Genomic DNA, 14589 nt, shown 5'->3' with positions numbered 1-14589 from the left:
GTAGCTGGTTATAATTAAATTAAAAATGGATTTTAGGTTCGATCCCCCCTTAATCCCCCCTTAGTCCCCCCTTGATCCCCCCTTGATCCCCCCTTAGTCCCCCCTTGATAAGGGGGGTGTCTGACAACTTTTAACACCTACCTACTTAATAGCCAAGAATACAATGATTTCAAGTCATGCCTACCGGCTTGTACAGGGAAAATTCTCGCATCAGTAGATTACTTAACTCAATTTGTCAAGGCTGGGATTTCTTTCAAGGCTCGGTATAAAAATTTTTATTTATCTCTATCATCTTTAACCTATGAAATTAGCTAATATTCTCAAAGACTCAAGTTATAAGTTGTCCCAGTTTACGCCAGCAGAAATTGAGCAATTAGAGCAGACAATTACGCTGAAAAAGACGAAAAATGGGGAAGCTCCCTATACAATTTGCTTAGTACGGAAAAAAGAGATTAAACTTACCCCAGAAGAAGCGATTAGACAATTATATTCAAGGGTTTTAAGCGATCGCTTAAATTATCCTCTCAGTCGCATTCAGGTGGAGTATGGGGTGAATTTTGGCAGGGAGGTAAAACGAGCAGATATTGCGGTGATGGACAAAGATCGCCTGAACACAGTTTATATTTTGGTAGAGGTAAAAAAACCCAAGCTCAAGGAAGGAAAAGCACAACTACGTTCCTATTGTAACGGCACAGGTTCGCCGATGGCTGTCTGGACGAATGGCGATCAGATTTCCTATTATCAACGCAAAGATCCCAATTATTTTGAAGATATTCCAGATATCCCTAACTCTAATCAAACCCTAGCAGATATTCTCCAGATTAAGTTCACTTTAGATGATTTAATCGCCAATGATAAGTTAGTCAAAGAAAATAAATCTCTGAAAACGCTAATCGAAGAAATGGAAGATGAGGTATTAGCAAATGCGGGGGTAGATGTCTTTGAGGAATTATTTAAGCTGATTTTTGCCAAGCTCTATGATGAATGGTATTCTGGACAGGGGAATCGACGTTCTACTCGTTCTCTGGAGTTTCGTAATACAGGACAAACAGAAAGCGCATTAAAAACGAAAATTCAGGATCTTTTTGACAAAGCTAAGAAAAAATGGCCAGGGGTATTTAGTGAGGATGCCAAGATTAGTCTGACACCTTCTCACTTATCGGTTTGTGTGTCATCCTTAGAGAATGTGAAGCTATTTAACTCCAATTTGGATGTAATTGATGAAGCATTTGAGTATTTAATCAATCAAAGCAGTAAAGGGGAAAAAGGACAGTTTTTCACCCCTCGTTATGTGATTGATATGTGTGTGAAGATGCTTAACCCCCAAGAAGATGAATATATGATTGATAGCGCAGCTGGTTCATCGGGTTTTCCAGTACATACGATCTTTCATGTTTGGCGGCAGATTCTAGAGGATGAGGGATTAGAAGTAAGTCATTTATTTTCATTGGAAGAAAAGCCACCCCGTTGTAAGGAATATGTGGAAGAAAAGGTATTTGCTATTGATTTTGATGAAAAAGCGGTAAGGGTAGCACGAACCCTCAATCTGATTGCTGGAGATGGACAAACAAACGTACTACATTTAAACACTCTAGATTATGAATTATGGGATGAGGTGACGCAACAGGAAGAATGGGATGATGTTTATCATGAAGGTTTCAGACGCTTGAAAAAACTCCGTCCAAAGGGAAGTCCGGACTATAGGGAGTTTCAATTCGATATTTTGATGGCAAATCCACCTTTTGCGGGTGACATCAAAGAACCGCGCATGATTGCTCGTTATGACTTAGCAAAAAAGCCTAACGGTAAATGGGAAACTAAGGTAGGACGCGATATTTTATTTATTGAGCGCAATCTAGACTTTTTGAAACCGGGGGAAAGAATGGCGATAGTTTTACCCCAAGGACGCTTTAATAATTCCTCTGATAAAAATATTCGGGATTTTATTGCCGAAAGATGTCGAATTTTGGCAGTGGTGGGATTACATGGTAATACTTTTAAACCCCATACGGGAACAAAAACCTCGGTGTTATTGGTGCAAAAATGGAATGATGATCCCAAAATAGGCGCGCTTTGTCCTCGTCAGGATGATTATAATATCTTTTTTGCGACGATGCAGAAGTCAGGCAAGGATAATTCTGGGGAAAAAGTTTATGTTAAAGGGTCTGATGATTCGGGGGATTTTCTCTTAGATAAACATAATCATTGGATTGTGGATCATGATCTTTTTAATCATGATGGATTAACGGAAGATGGTATCGCTGAGGCCTTTATTGAGTTTGCTAAAAAGGAGAATTTAAGTTTTTTTGAGATCCCCCCGGCTAACGCCACCCCCCTTAATAAGGGGGACAGGGGGGGAGCTTTTGATGCGGTTAAATATCAGCAGTTAATGGATAGAATTGAAGCCGTTGAGTTATTGTTTAGCAAGGCAAAATTTAACAATGAAAGTTTTAGAGTCGATGCAGAGTTTTTTCAAAAAGAATATATGAATGTTGTTCAAGTATTAGATAGTGTCGAAACTCAATCTTTATTTCAAGTCGCCACAAAGATTGATGTTGGTCATGTTGGTTCAATGGTTTCGGAATATGATGAATCTGGAATTCTGCTACTCCAGACTCGGAATATAGATGAATTCTTTGTTAATATTGATAATTGCCAAAAGATTACTCAAAAATTTCATCAAAAACTTAGAAAATCTCAAATCAAAAAAGGGAATATTCTTATTGCTAGAAGTGGCTCTTTTGGGAAAGCTAGTATTTACCTTGATTCAGCAGTTGTTAACTCTGCTGATATTATCATCGTAGAGAGTAAAAAAGATAAAGTCAATCCATTTTATCTTGTAAGTTTTCTGAATTCAAAACTTGGCACAAGTCAGTTATTCAGATTTGCTAGTGGTGGTTTACAAGGACACGTCAATCTAACAATTCTTGAAAATCTTCTTATTCCTATTCTGAAGTCTGATTTTCAAGATTTTCTTGAGTTATTAATTAATCTCTCTTATCATAATCTTATTAAAGCTAAAGAAATTTACCAACAAGCTGAAGATTTACTATTAACAGAACTTGGTTTAAAAGATTGGCAACCTACCGAAGAAAGCATCGCCGTTAAGAGTTTTTCTGAGTCTTTTTTGTCTTCTGGACGCTTGGATGCTGAGTATTATCAACCGAAATTTTATCAAGTAGAAAATAAAATCAAAGCAAATGGTTTTTTTTTGGTAGAGGATATTTGCTCTCTTGTTAACTATGGTTCTGTTCCCACCAGTCCCTATACGGAAACTGATGAGGGAGTTCCATATATTAAAGGATTAAATCTTAAAAATACCGAGATTATAACTACTCAATTAGACAGAATTATCAACACAGAAAATTTACCTTCAAAAGTTTATACAAAACAAGGTGATATAGTCATATCTCAAATGGGAACTGTCGGTAATTGTGGTGTTGTTGAAGATGAACAAGTTGGTTGGATTTTTGCATCTTTTACCATTAGAATTAGAATCAAAGATCAATCAAAATTTAATCCTTACTTTGTAGCTCTTTATATTGAAAAAGTAGCTAAGGAATATTACTTGATGCGAAATATCGCTCAAGCAAGCGTCAGACAAAATACTGATTTGCCAACTATTAAAAATATGTATATTCCTCTAATTTCTAAAGATACTCAGCTTTCTATAGCTGAAAAAATGCTGAGTGCAAAAAAAACAAAGCAAAAATCAAAACAACTATTAGAAATTGCTAAAATAGGAGTAGAAAAAGCGATAGAAACCGAGGAAGAAACGGCAACCGCTTGGATAAACCAACAACTAGAATCCTTAGACATTTCCCCCCTTTTTAAGGGGGGTAGGGGGGATCAATGAACCTTTTTAAGGGGGGTAGGGGGGATCAATGACCCTAAACAACAGCGACTTTCATCTACCTTATAATACTGCCCTAGTAGCCAGAGCGAAAGAACTGCGAAAGAACATGACCTTAGCAGAGAAAAGGCTGTGGTATTCCTATCTAAAAAATTTCAAATTCAAAGTCCTAAGACAACGCCCCATTGATCATTTCATTGTTGATTTTTATTGCCCTAGCCTCAAACTTGTGATTGAAATTGATGGAGATACTCACTTTACGGATGAGGGAAAAGCCTATGATAAAGAGAGAACTGCGCGATTAGAAAGCTATGGATTAAAAGTTATTAGATTCACGAATTCGCAGGTATTAAGAAATTTTGAGGCGGTTTGTGAGCAGCTAAATCTTTCGATCCCCCCTTAATCCCCCCTTAAAAAGGGGGGAAAATTTAACGCCTAGAAGTTGCTAAAATAGGAGTAGAAAAAGCAATAGAAAACGATGAAGAAACGGCAACCGCTTGGATAAATCAACAACTAGAAAGCTTGGGAGTAAACCTAATCTGATCAACACAAAAATATGAAAATTCCTCAAGAAAAACTCTCACAACTTTGCCAACATTGGCATATTCATAAACTTTCCTTATTTGGTTCAGTTTTACGAGATGATTTTACCGCAGATAGTGATATTGATCTGCTCGTTGAGTTTGAACTTGGTTTTACCCCTAGTTTTTTCAAACTTCATCAAATTCAAGAAGAATTATCTCAATTATTTGATGGACGTACTATTGATCTCGTTACCGTCAAATCTCTTAATCATCGTATTCGTGAGCGTGTTTTAGCAACAGCAGAGGTGTGTTATGTCGCAGAAAGATAATCAAGTGTATGTTGAACACATGATTGACACAGCAAATAAAGCACTTAGCTTTGTAGAAGGTGTCAGTCGAGAAGATTTTGATAATAACGAACTTTTACGGTTATCCCTCACCCATTTATTGCAAATTATCGGAGAAGCAGCGCGTCGTGTATCACCAGACTTTCGGGAGAATTATCCAACAATTCCTTGGCAAGCAGTCGTCGGAATGCGGAGTAAAGTAGTACACGATTACTTAAATGTTGATGAAGATATTGTTTGGAATACCGTTAAAAATGATTTACCATTTTTAGTTAAAGAACTAGAAAAGATTCTGATCAGGTAAAACTTTGGGAAAATTAGCATAATTTAGATATTGAACTAACCCACTCAAGCAGAGAAACATGAAAGCACTCAAGGTTATGGCAACCATTGATGAACAAGGACAACTAACCCTAGATCATCCTTTAATCATAGACAAAAACAGCCGTGTAGAAGTTATTATTCTCATCCCAGAGGAGGAAACCCAAGATACATCTCAAGCAGAAATTTTAGCAGACTTTCGGCAAGCTTGGCATGAAGCCATGACAGGACAAACCATTCCCGTTTCTCAACTTTGGGAAGGGTTAGAAGATGACTAATCAACCGATAATTCAAGTTTTAGCCTCGGCAACATTCAAGCGAAATCTCCGCACACTTGCTAAGAAATATCGCAGTATTCGAGATGACATTCAACAATAATCACGACAATTTTTGATTTTTACAGAGGTCTATTTTTAACGGGGGAGGATGTCAACCCTCACTTCCAGATTCAACAGTATGGCCGACTTCGCTGATCCATTGGGCAATTTCTGCGCGGGATGCGGTGGTTTCTACGGTGACGATTTTATTGGCTACATCCACCGATATTTGGGCCGCCGGTTGCTGATTGTTAATCGCTTTAGTAATGGTATTAGCGCAACCTTCACAGGCAATACTAGGCACTTTTAGGGTAATTGTCATTGTTGTAACTTCAGTAACTTTATAGCTAAAAACTAGCATAAATTGTCAGGGGTAGCTGATTTTTTAAGAGTTTATTTACCATTTCAGCACTGCCGCTTCGATCCCCTGTTCCCGACGCAGTTTACTATCTTTTTCTAGCCATTGAATGACCTGTTTATGGGTTAGTTCTTCTAGGGTTACTCCCGTATCCTCGGCGATTATTTTTAGTAAGCGTAGGGAAGAAATCGTTAAACGAGTCAGGAATTTTTCTGGAGAAGTTAAGAGGGCAGCGTCCACATCTGCGGATTCTTCTGGGGTTAAAAATTGTCTGTTTTCGATCATAGTTTTATTTGGTTTCCATCCAATTGTCACCGGCTTTAATTTCTACCAAGAGAGGGATCGTCAAGGAGACAGCTTCTTCCATAGTCGTCTTGATTTTTGACTCTAGGGATGGCCATTCTTCCCTCGGTACTTCCAATACTAATTCATCATGGACTTGCAGCAGTAATCTCGCCTGATAATTTTGTAGTACCTCTGCCAATTTTACCATCGCTACTTTAATAATATCAGCACTGGAACCCTGAATGGGCGCATTAGCGGCCGATCTTAATAATTGTGCTTCCTCGTTGTTGAGTTTGAGGCTATCTAAATCGATGTCGTGTAAGGACAGTCCTCGCAGTCTTTTTAAGAGGGGATTATCGAAGTTAAAATAACGTCTTCTGCCCAAAATTGTTTCTACATATCCCTGAGCGATCACTTGTTTTTTGCTATTCTCTAAATACTCAAATACTTGGGCATAACGTTGATGATATTTTTCAATAAATTTTCTGCCTTGTTCTACGGTTAATTTCGATTCACGGGCGAATTTTTGCGCTCCCATGCCATAAATAACTCCGAAGTTAATTGTTTTTCCTAAACTGCGTTCTTCTGGCGTAATTTCCCTTTTATCAAAGAGCAATTGAGCGGTGACTTTATGAACATCTTGATTACTACGATACGCTTCTAATAAAACTGGTTCTTGACTGAGATGAGCAAGAATTCTTAACTCGATTTGTGAGTAGTCTGCTGATACTAATAAGTAACCATCTTCGGGGATAAAAGCTTGACGAATTCGCCTGGAAAATTCACTGCGAATGGGGATATTTTGTAGGTTAGGATTGGAGGATGATAAGCGTCCGGTGCTGGTGATGGTTTGATTAAAATCTGTATGTACTCGTGCGGTTTTTGGTTCGGCTAATTTCGGTAAAGCATCCACATAGGTGGATTTTAATTTGGACAAGGTGCGATGTTCAAGGATATAATCAACTAAGGGATGATCTCCTTGTAGTTTCTCTAAAACACTTTGATCGGTGGAGTAACCTGTTTTAGTTTTTCTGGATTTTTTGCGATTGAGTGCCAATCGATCAAAGAGGATTTCACTTAACTGTTTAGGAGAGCTAAGATTAAAAGTTTCTCCGATGGATTCATAAGCTTTTTTTTCTATGTCTGCCAAGTCTCTTTCTAGTTGCTGGGAAAAGTTTTTTAGATAGTTAATATTAATTTTTATACCATAATTTTCCATCTGCCACAGCACCATGACTAAGGGAGATTCTACCTCTGAGAATAATTGATACAAAGGGTGAATTTTAGTTAATTCTGCCTGTAATTTTTCTCGAAGTAAATAGGTAGCGTAGGCATCTAATCCACAGTAGTTAGCAGTGGTGGCAATATCTAAATCAGCGATGGTTTTTCCCCCAGGAATACCGAGACTTTTATAACTAAGGGAAGTGATACCGTCTAAATAGCGATCGCATAAATCTTCGAGATTATGAGTTAGTTCGGGATGGAGGACATAACTAGCCACCATAGTATCAAAAACTAGACCTTTAACGGTAATTCCTTGATGATAAAAAACATCAATATCAAATTTCGCATTCTGGAAGACTTTCGGATAATTATCACCCGCTAAAATTGGGCGTAATTTTTCGAGGACTATCTCTAGATTTAAATTATCACCGCTCTGGTGGCCGATAGGAATATAGGCCATAGCATTTAATTCTTTTCCCCAACAGCAACCGATCCCGACCAATTTGGCTACACGAGGATTTAAATCCGTGGTTTCGGTGTCCCAAGCGACGGGAAAATGTGGATTAGTGAAAGTTGTTAATTTTGCCAGTAAAGCATCTAACTTAGGAATAGTATCAATAATTTCCGGAGCAATTAGAACCGGTGGAGAAATAGGGGGTAAATCAAACAGAGACAATTGATTAGAATCAGCATCGCTAGTTAATTCTAGAGTAGGAGTGCCACCTAGATACTGTTGAATTTGATCGAGTTTCTGGAGAATTTTCTTTAACTCTAATCTTGCCAATAAAGGTTGAACTAAACGCCGATCAAAACCTCGGAGACGAAATTTCTCCTCCTCCAGACTAACGGGGGCATCAAGGGCAATTTTGGCTAAATAGCGAGAACTTTCGGCGGCGGTTTTTCCCTCTAATAATTTAGTTTTTACCATTCCCTTGATCGATTCCAGATTGGTATATATATCGTCTAAGTTATCGTATTTTTTTAATAAATCTATCGCTGTTTTTTCGCCAATTCCGCGCACTCCGGGGATATTATCAGACTTATCACCGCAAAGAGCTTTAAAATCTACTACCTGTTTTGGTGTCACCCCTAACTTTTCCGTGACAGCTTGGGAATTGAATTCTGTATAACCCTGTCCCGATGTACTTTTGACCGCATTAATATCCAGATAGAGAACCGTGGTTTTTTTCTCCTCATCTACCAATTGGAATAAATCTCGATCGCCTGTTAAAATCTTGACCGTATAACCATGATCGCCAGCTTGTTTTGCCAAAGTTCCTAAAACATCATCTGCTTCGTAACCCGGGGAAGTCACAATAGGAATATTCATCGCTGCCAAGAGACTTTGCAGATTAGTTAAATCGGGGCGAAATTCTTCGGGAGTCTCTTGCCGATTCGCCTTATAATTGACATCAGCTTCATGGCGAAAAGAAGGAGCTGCTAAATCAAAAGCAACTGCTAAATAAGTGGGTTTTTGAGTTTCAAGTAACTGCATCAGAGAATTTAAAAACCCAAAGCACACACTGGTGGGAATACCGCTAGAAGTACGCAGAGGACCAGAACGAGACTTGGCAAAGGCATAATAGGCACGAAAAGCCAAAGAATGCCCATCAATCAGGATAAATAGCTTATTTTGCTCGCCACTGTTCATAATCTAGCCTCAAATTTGCGTGTTATTTCCATTTTAAGGATTACCGAGCCATTATTCAGCCATTAGCCTTGAATCGGCGATCGCTGATCACCGATCACTGATACTTAACACCCCGTCAAAAAAAATATTTGCCAAAAAGCCAGCGTAAGGGTATTTTAAGAATAATTTTATATGTTTACTTTGCGATTACATGAGAATCCTAGTTACAGGCGGTGCAGGTTTTATTGGTTCCCATCTAATCGATCGCTTGATGGAACAGGGTCATGAAGTGATCTGTCTGGATAACTTCTACACGGGGACGCGCCGAAACATCGTTAAATGGCTAGGAAATCCTTATTTTGAGCTAATTCGTCACGATATCACCGAGCCGATCCGTTTAGAAGTCGATCAGATTTATCACCTGGCCTGTCCTGCTTCCCCAATTCACTATCAATATAATCCCGTCAAAACGATTAAAACCAATGTTTTAGGGACTATGTATATGCTGGGTCTAGCTAAACGGGTAAAAGCGCGATTTTTGCTCGCTTCTACCTCGGAAGTCTACGGCGATCCCGATGTGCATCCACAAACGGAAGAATATCGAGGCAATGTCAACTGCATCGGACCGCGTTCCTGTTATGACGAGGGTAAACGGGTAGCAGAAACCCTGGCTTTCGAGTATTATCGGGAGCATAAAGTCGATATCCGGGTGGCCCGGATTTTCAACACCTACGGCCCGCGAATGCTGGAAAACGATGGTCGAGTGGTGAGTAATTTCGTGGTGCAAGCTTTGCGCGGTGAACCCCTGACGGTTTATGGTCAAGGTTCCCAAACCCGCAGTTTTTGCTATGTTTCTGACCTAGTGGAAGGGTTAATGCGTTTGATGAATGGGGACTTTATCGGGCCGGTTAATCTAGGCAATCCCGACGAATACACAATTCTGGAATTAGCGCAAGTGATCCAAGGCATGATTAATCCCGAGGCCGAATTGGTCTATCAACCACTGCCGGAAGATGATCCCAAGCAACGACAACCGGATATCACTCGTGCTAAAACTTATCTGGATTGGAGTCCAACTATTCCTCTAAGTCAGGGTTTAAAAATGACGATCGAGGATTTCCGTTCTCGTCTAAGCTAATCCCTAATCAATAAATTTAACTCAATTGTCACTGGAGTAATTATCATGCGTGTTTGTGTTATCGGAACGGGTTATGTGGGTTTAGTCACCGGGGTGTGCCTAGCACATATCGGCCATCATGTCATCTGTATTGACAACAATGAAGAAAAAGTCAAATTGATGAAATCGGGACAATCCCCCATCTATGAACCGGGGTTATCAGAATTAATGCAGTCTTCCGCAGCCTCCGGCAATCTGGAATTCTCCACGGATCTAGAAGCGGGAGTTAAACACGGTGAAATCCTCTTTATCGCTGTTGGTACACCAGCACTACCCACGGGAGAAAGTGACACTCGTTATGTGGAAGCGGTGGCCCGGGGTATTGGGGCCCATCTCAACGGTGGTTATAAAGTAATCGTCAATAAATCGACCGTTCCCATCGGTTCTGGGGATTGGGTACGGATGATCGTCCTCGATGGAGTGGCCGAAAGACAAAAAAATCTCGTGGCTGCGGTTGGCGGTATTAGTACACTAGAACGCATCGAAGCGGAATTCGATGTGGTTAGCAATCCCGAATTTTTACGGGAAGGTTCGGCAGTTTATGATACTTTTAACCCCGATCGCATTGTTTTAGGCAGTAATAACCCGAAAGCCATTGAAATGATGAAGGAATTGTACGCGCCTTTGGTTAAACGCCAATTCGCTGAGGATCCCTCCTTGCCTCCCGTTCCCGTGGTGGTTACGGATCTCAGTTCGGCGGAAATGATTAAATACGCCGCTAATGCCTTCCTAGCCACCAAAATTAGCTTTATTAACGAAGTAGCTAATATCTGTGATCGCGTGGGGGCCGATGTCACCCAAGTGGCTAAAGGTATCGGTTTAGATTCCCGTATCGGCAGCAAGTTCCTCTCGGCCGGGATCGGTTGGGGGGGTTCCTGTTTCCCCAAAGATGTGTCGGCTTTGGTACATACCGCGGAAGACTACGGTTACGAAACGGAATTACTTAACGCCGCTATCAATGTTAACAAACGTCAACGGACAATTGCGATCGAAAAACTGCAACAGGAATTAAAAATCCTCAAGGGTAAAACCGTCGGTTTGTTGGGATTAACTTTTAAACCCGATACCGATGATATGCGCGATGCTCCGGCTTTAACTATGATCGAACAGTTAAATCGTTTAGGTGCTAAGGTAAAAGCATACGATCCGATCGTTTCCCAAAGTGGTTTAAGTCACGGTTTAAGCGGTGTGATTATCGAATCGGATCCGGAAAGATTGGCCGATGGTTGTGACGCTTTGGTGGTGGTGACGGAATGGCAAGAATTCCTCCGTCTCGACTACGGGAAAATGGTTAAAACCATGCGCGAACCCGTGTTAATTGATGGTCGCAATTTCCTCGATCCTGCGGTGGTGACAGCAGCCGGTTTCCGTTACCTCGGGATCGGACGTTAATCCCAGGAATCCGCCTTTTCAGCAGGACTGACGCGGGTGGGGAAGGGACAAGAAGCACCAACCCTTACCCCTGCTCCTAGGGGCGAAAATTGCCCGATTATGCCGACTGAAAACCAAAAAATTCCTAGCTGACCATGGGGTTATTGGCTATAGTTACATGATGTGAACAGGAGCCACTAGAATCCGGGAGCGCTCGGTAGAATTGAATTGAGAAACTAGAAATCAGTTTTAGCAATACATACATACTTATGGTTAGCTCTGTTCAATACCGATACACTAACGAACAAGTTAGGGACTGGTTACGGGGATTACTGACAATTGCCTGGTGTGATGGGGATTATAGCACCAGCGAACAGGAATCGATCGCCCGTTTCGCTCACGAATTAGAATTAGATGACGACCACGTTCTCTATCAATCGATTAGTCCCGAAGAATTGGCCGCAAGTTTCGGTCATGACCCCAGAATATCAGAAAACTTCCTCCGCACGGCGGTCATGGTAGCGATCGCCGATGGCATTTATTCCCCCGCCGAAGCGCAATTACTGCATAGTTATCGGGATGCTTTCGGGTTAGAAATCGAGGCCTTGTCAGCTTTAGAACATACTATCTGTGAAATTCCCGAAATTACCACGGAAGCGCAGAAATCCGAGTTTATCAGTGCCGAACATCCCCACCCAGATCTGCTGCATCCCCTCAAAGATTGGTTAGATGGGGTAGAAATGCACGATCCGCGCTTGGCCCGGTTTATCTGCAAAATGGTCCCGCCTCAATGTCCTTTTGAACGCGATATCGTGCTTTTTGGCCATAAATTAGTCCATATTCCGCCCCTGTGCAAGTTAAATCCTCTCTACGAACAATTAGTCGGTTTACGCTTCCGGGCTTTATCATACTTAGCCGATGATTGTCAAGAAGATATTTCCGAGTATATTTAGCCAATTTAATTAAAATTGCGGCTAACATGGTATAAATATCCTGCTGACAGAAAATATCTCAACCTAAGGGCTTTTCCTAGCTAATTCTTCCGTTAAAATTAGGTTAAGTCGCCGTTGACAGAGAAAATATGAGTAAAAACTCCCGACGAGTCGATTTTCCTGATTTACCCGGGCTAAAAAACCTGCGCTCCTATCAATGGCAGTGGCTGGGCCGAGATATACTCGCCGGTGTCACCGTGGCGGCCTACGCTATTCCCCAGTGTATGGCTTACGGCGACCTGGCCGGGGTCGATCCCGTGGTGGGATTGTGGACTCTCGTGCCAGCCGCCCTAGTTTACGCCCTTTTCGGCTCCTCATCGCAACTATCCCTCGGACCAGAATCGACCACGGCAGTGATGACGGCGGCAGCGATCGCACCTATGGTAAGCCTTCAAGGAGAAAATTACGGCAGTTTAGCGGCTTTTTTAGCCCTAATGGTCGGTTTAATCTGTTTAGTTGGTTATATCGCCCGCTTGGGATTTTTAGCTAATTTACTCTCCAAACCGATCCTGATCGGTTATATGGCGGGAGTGGCGGTGATCATGATTGCGGGACAACTGGGTAAAATTAGTGGTTTGTCAATCCGTGAAAATACGGTTTTTAAAGAAATTTTAGCTTTTTTTCGGGGAATAAATCAATGGCACTGGCCAACCCTTGGCCTCGCTCTATTGCTGCTACTATTTCTATTTGTCATCCAAAAATATTTTCCCAAAGCACCGGGTCCCTTGCTGGCGGTTTTACTGGGAACCCTCGCCGTCGCCACCCTCCATCTCGATCAAGAGGGGGTGGCAGTAGTGGGGAAAATTAGCAATACTTTGCCGAATTTTGGCTTACCAACCCTAGATTTTTCCCAATTACTACCCCTAGTAACCGCAGCCGTCGGCATTGCCCTGGTGGGCTATTCCGATAACGTCTTGACCGCTAGAGCCTTCGCCGCACGCCATAACCAAGAAATCGATGCCAATCAAGAATTTTTAGCCCTGGGACTGGGGAATCTGGCGGCGGGTTTTTGTCAGGGATTTCCCATCAGCAGCAGCGCCAGTCGCACCGCGGTGGGCGATTCGGTGGGTAGTAAAAGTCAGCTTTACTCCCTGGTGGTGGCAGTGGTGGTGGTGGCGGTCATTTTCTTGCTCGGTCCGCTACTGGTACTCTTTCCCAAGGCCGCCTTGGGTGCGCTGGTGATTTATGCGGCCTGTAAACTGGTGGATATTGCCGGCGCTAAACGACTAAAAAGCTTTCGCAATAGTGAGTTTAATCTCGCTGTCCTGACAATGGTGGGGGTGCTAACCACGGGGATTTTAAGCGGGGTTGCCATCGCCATCGGTCTCTCGGTTATCGATTTATTGGCCCGCATTACCCGGCCCGATGATGCCGTCTTGGGTACAGTCCCGGGGGTGATGGGTTTACACGCACTCCAGGATTGGCCGGAAGCGCAAACAATACCGGGGTTAGTTATCTATCGTTACGATGCCCCCTTATTTTTTGCTAATGCGGCCGACTTTAAACGTCGCGCCCTCAGCGCCATTGCCCGGGAGACAAAAACGGTAGAATGGTTTGTCTTGAATACAGAGGCACTCGGAGAATTGGATAGTACAGCCGTGGAGATTCTCGATGAACTAGCAAGGGAATTATCAAGACAGGGTATAGTTTTCGCCCTAGCGAGGGTTAAACACGATCTGTACTTAGAATTGCAACGTTCCCGCTTGTTAGATAAAATTAGCCAAGAGAGAATTTACTATACTTTGCCGGCGGCGATCGAAGCTTTTAAACATCGTTAACTGATACTAAATCATTAGGGGTCGAGAAGGTCGTCGCCGACCTCCCCTCCCATAGAGAACCTACCCGTCCATAGTTTTCGGACTTTATTGAAATTAGGTGATAGAGTTGTCTAAGTTGGACTTCCGTCGGTTGCATTTAGTCATTATCGGCTTGATTTTAGATTATTGTTCATTTTTAGCATCATTAACTGAAAGTCACTTCCCTAACCTATTTAGGGTTTGCTGAATAAAGGTGAAATGTAGGCAAGGTAAGGGTTTTGTGGCTTTTCTCGCGAAACAGGTGCAAGATTTTGAGAGAATCGTGCTTCAAAACCTTGCGTCTTCATCGGCCCGCGTCCTGTAGGGGCGAAGCATTCGGATAAAAAATCTACGGTTTCACCGATAGGTTATTGCCCGAATGCTTCGCCCGTAC

General features: G+C 41.9%; 12 protein-coding genes. 9 read left to right on the top strand and 3 right to left on the bottom strand.

What is annotated here, in order from left to right:
- The first annotated feature begins 301 nt into the window (after nucleotides 1-301).
- The 5 genes from IM477_RS15935 to IM477_RS15915 all read left to right on the top strand — a co-directional run bounded on the left by IM477_RS15935 (nucleotide 302) and on the right by IM477_RS15915 (nucleotide 5323).
- Complete coding sequence (locus IM477_RS15935; RefSeq protein WP_287732531.1) at nucleotides 302-3856, top strand: type I restriction enzyme HsdR N-terminal domain-containing protein; 3555 nt, start codon at nucleotides 302-304, stop codon at nucleotides 3854-3856.
- 28 nt (nucleotides 3857-3884) lie between these two features.
- Nucleotides 3885-4256 carry an endonuclease domain-containing protein gene (locus IM477_RS15930; RefSeq protein WP_002774110.1) on the top strand — a complete coding sequence of 124 codons (372 nt, stop codon included), beginning with the start codon at nucleotides 3885-3887 and terminating at the stop codon, nucleotides 4254-4256.
- A 153-nt stretch (nucleotides 4257-4409) separates the two neighbouring features.
- A complete protein-coding gene (locus IM477_RS15925) occupies nucleotides 4410-4706 on the top strand; it encodes a nucleotidyltransferase family protein (RefSeq protein ID WP_149989114.1) in 297 nt (98 codons plus the stop codon).
- A gap of 19 nt (nucleotides 4707-4725) precedes the next feature.
- Nucleotides 4726-5028: a HepT-like ribonuclease domain-containing protein gene (locus IM477_RS15920; RefSeq protein WP_155119102.1), complete on the top strand. Its 303-nt coding sequence runs from the start codon at nucleotides 4726-4728 to the stop codon at nucleotides 5026-5028.
- 58 nt (nucleotides 5029-5086) lie between these two features.
- Entirely contained in the window at nucleotides 5087-5323 is a 237-nt protein-coding gene (locus IM477_RS15915; RefSeq protein WP_002754695.1) for a type II toxin-antitoxin system RelN family antitoxin, read from the top strand.
- Between the two features lie 151 nt (nucleotides 5324-5474).
- On the opposite strand, the gene IM477_RS15910 is transcribed toward IM477_RS15915, so the two are convergent.
- The 3 genes from IM477_RS15910 to polA are packed head-to-tail and all read right to left on the bottom strand — an operon-like array spanning nucleotide 5475 to nucleotide 8880.
- Nucleotides 5475-5723 (bottom strand): heavy-metal-associated domain-containing protein, encoded by a 249-nt coding sequence (locus IM477_RS15910; protein WP_287732529.1) that lies wholly within the window; start codon nucleotides 5721-5723, stop codon nucleotides 5475-5477.
- Between the two features lie 36 nt (nucleotides 5724-5759).
- Nucleotides 5760-6005 carry an NDH complex assembly factor CRR9 gene (locus IM477_RS15905; RefSeq protein WP_002736270.1) on the bottom strand — a complete coding sequence of 82 codons (246 nt, stop codon included), beginning with the start codon at nucleotides 6003-6005 and terminating at the stop codon, nucleotides 5760-5762.
- A gap of 4 nt (nucleotides 6006-6009) precedes the next feature.
- A complete protein-coding gene (gene polA, locus IM477_RS15900) occupies nucleotides 6010-8880 on the bottom strand; it encodes a DNA polymerase I (RefSeq protein ID WP_287732528.1) in 2871 nt (956 codons plus the stop codon).
- A 190-nt stretch (nucleotides 8881-9070) separates the two neighbouring features.
- On the opposite strand from polA, the gene IM477_RS15895 reads away from it, so the two are divergent.
- The 4 genes from IM477_RS15895 to IM477_RS15880 all read left to right on the top strand — a co-directional run bounded on the left by IM477_RS15895 (nucleotide 9071) and on the right by IM477_RS15880 (nucleotide 14177).
- Entirely contained in the window at nucleotides 9071-9997 is a 927-nt protein-coding gene (locus tag IM477_RS15895) for a UDP-glucuronic acid decarboxylase family protein (RefSeq protein ID WP_052277364.1), read from the top strand.
- Nucleotides 9998-10042: 45 nt separating this feature from the next.
- Nucleotides 10043-11428 (top strand): UDP-glucose dehydrogenase family protein, encoded by a 1386-nt coding sequence (locus IM477_RS15890; RefSeq protein WP_287732526.1) that lies wholly within the window; start codon nucleotides 10043-10045, stop codon nucleotides 11426-11428.
- A 248-nt stretch (nucleotides 11429-11676) separates the two neighbouring features.
- Entirely contained in the window at nucleotides 11677-12360 is a 684-nt protein-coding gene (locus IM477_RS15885) for a Mo-dependent nitrogenase C-terminal domain-containing protein (RefSeq protein WP_287732524.1), read from the top strand.
- Nucleotides 12361-12488: 128 nt separating this feature from the next.
- On the top strand, nucleotides 12489-14177 hold the full coding sequence (locus tag IM477_RS15880; protein ID WP_287732523.1) for a SulP family inorganic anion transporter: 1689 nt from the start codon (nucleotides 12489-12491) through the stop codon (nucleotides 14175-14177).
- Nucleotides 14178-14589: the final 412 nt, after the last annotated feature.

The sequence above is a fragment of the Microcystis sp. M090S1 genome (genome assembly GCF_020246295.1).
GTDB classification, from domain to species: Bacteria; Cyanobacteriota; Cyanobacteriia; order Cyanobacteriales; family Microcystaceae; genus Microcystis; species Microcystis aeruginosa.
The sequence above is the reverse complement of the archived record's forward strand: the minus strand, read 5'-3'. Positions and strand labels throughout refer to the sequence as shown.

What these genes read in the sequence shown, in the direction of transcription:
- IM477_RS15935 (WP_287732531.1), top strand. Translation starts at nt 302, where the DNA reads ATGAAATTAGCTAATATTCTCAAAGACTCAAGTTATAAGTTGTCCCAG.
- IM477_RS15930 (WP_002774110.1), top strand. Translation starts at nt 3,885, where the DNA reads ATGACCCTAAACAACAGCGACTTTCATCTACCTTATAATACTGCCCTA.
- IM477_RS15925 (WP_149989114.1), top strand. Translation starts at nt 4,410, where the DNA reads ATGAAAATTCCTCAAGAAAAACTCTCACAACTTTGCCAACATTGGCAT.
- IM477_RS15920 (WP_155119102.1), top strand. Translation starts at nt 4,726, where the DNA reads ATGATTGACACAGCAAATAAAGCACTTAGCTTTGTAGAAGGTGTCAGT.
- IM477_RS15915 (WP_002754695.1), top strand. Translation starts at nt 5,087, where the DNA reads ATGAAAGCACTCAAGGTTATGGCAACCATTGATGAACAAGGACAACTA.
- IM477_RS15910 (WP_287732529.1), bottom strand. Translation starts at nt 5,723, where the DNA reads ATGCTAGTTTTTAGCTATAAAGTTACTGAAGTTACAACAATGACAATT.
- IM477_RS15905 (WP_002736270.1), bottom strand. Translation starts at nt 6,005, where the DNA reads ATGATCGAAAACAGACAATTTTTAACCCCAGAAGAATCCGCAGATGTG.
- polA (WP_287732528.1), bottom strand. Translation starts at nt 8,880, where the DNA reads ATGAACAGTGGCGAGCAAAATAAGCTATTTATCCTGATTGATGGGCAT.
- IM477_RS15895 (WP_052277364.1), top strand. Translation starts at nt 9,071, where the DNA reads ATGAGAATCCTAGTTACAGGCGGTGCAGGTTTTATTGGTTCCCATCTA.
- IM477_RS15890 (WP_287732526.1), top strand. Translation starts at nt 10,043, where the DNA reads ATGCGTGTTTGTGTTATCGGAACGGGTTATGTGGGTTTAGTCACCGGG.
- IM477_RS15885 (WP_287732524.1), top strand. Translation starts at nt 11,677, where the DNA reads ATGGTTAGCTCTGTTCAATACCGATACACTAACGAACAAGTTAGGGAC.
- IM477_RS15880 (WP_287732523.1), top strand. Translation starts at nt 12,489, where the DNA reads ATGAGTAAAAACTCCCGACGAGTCGATTTTCCTGATTTACCCGGGCTA.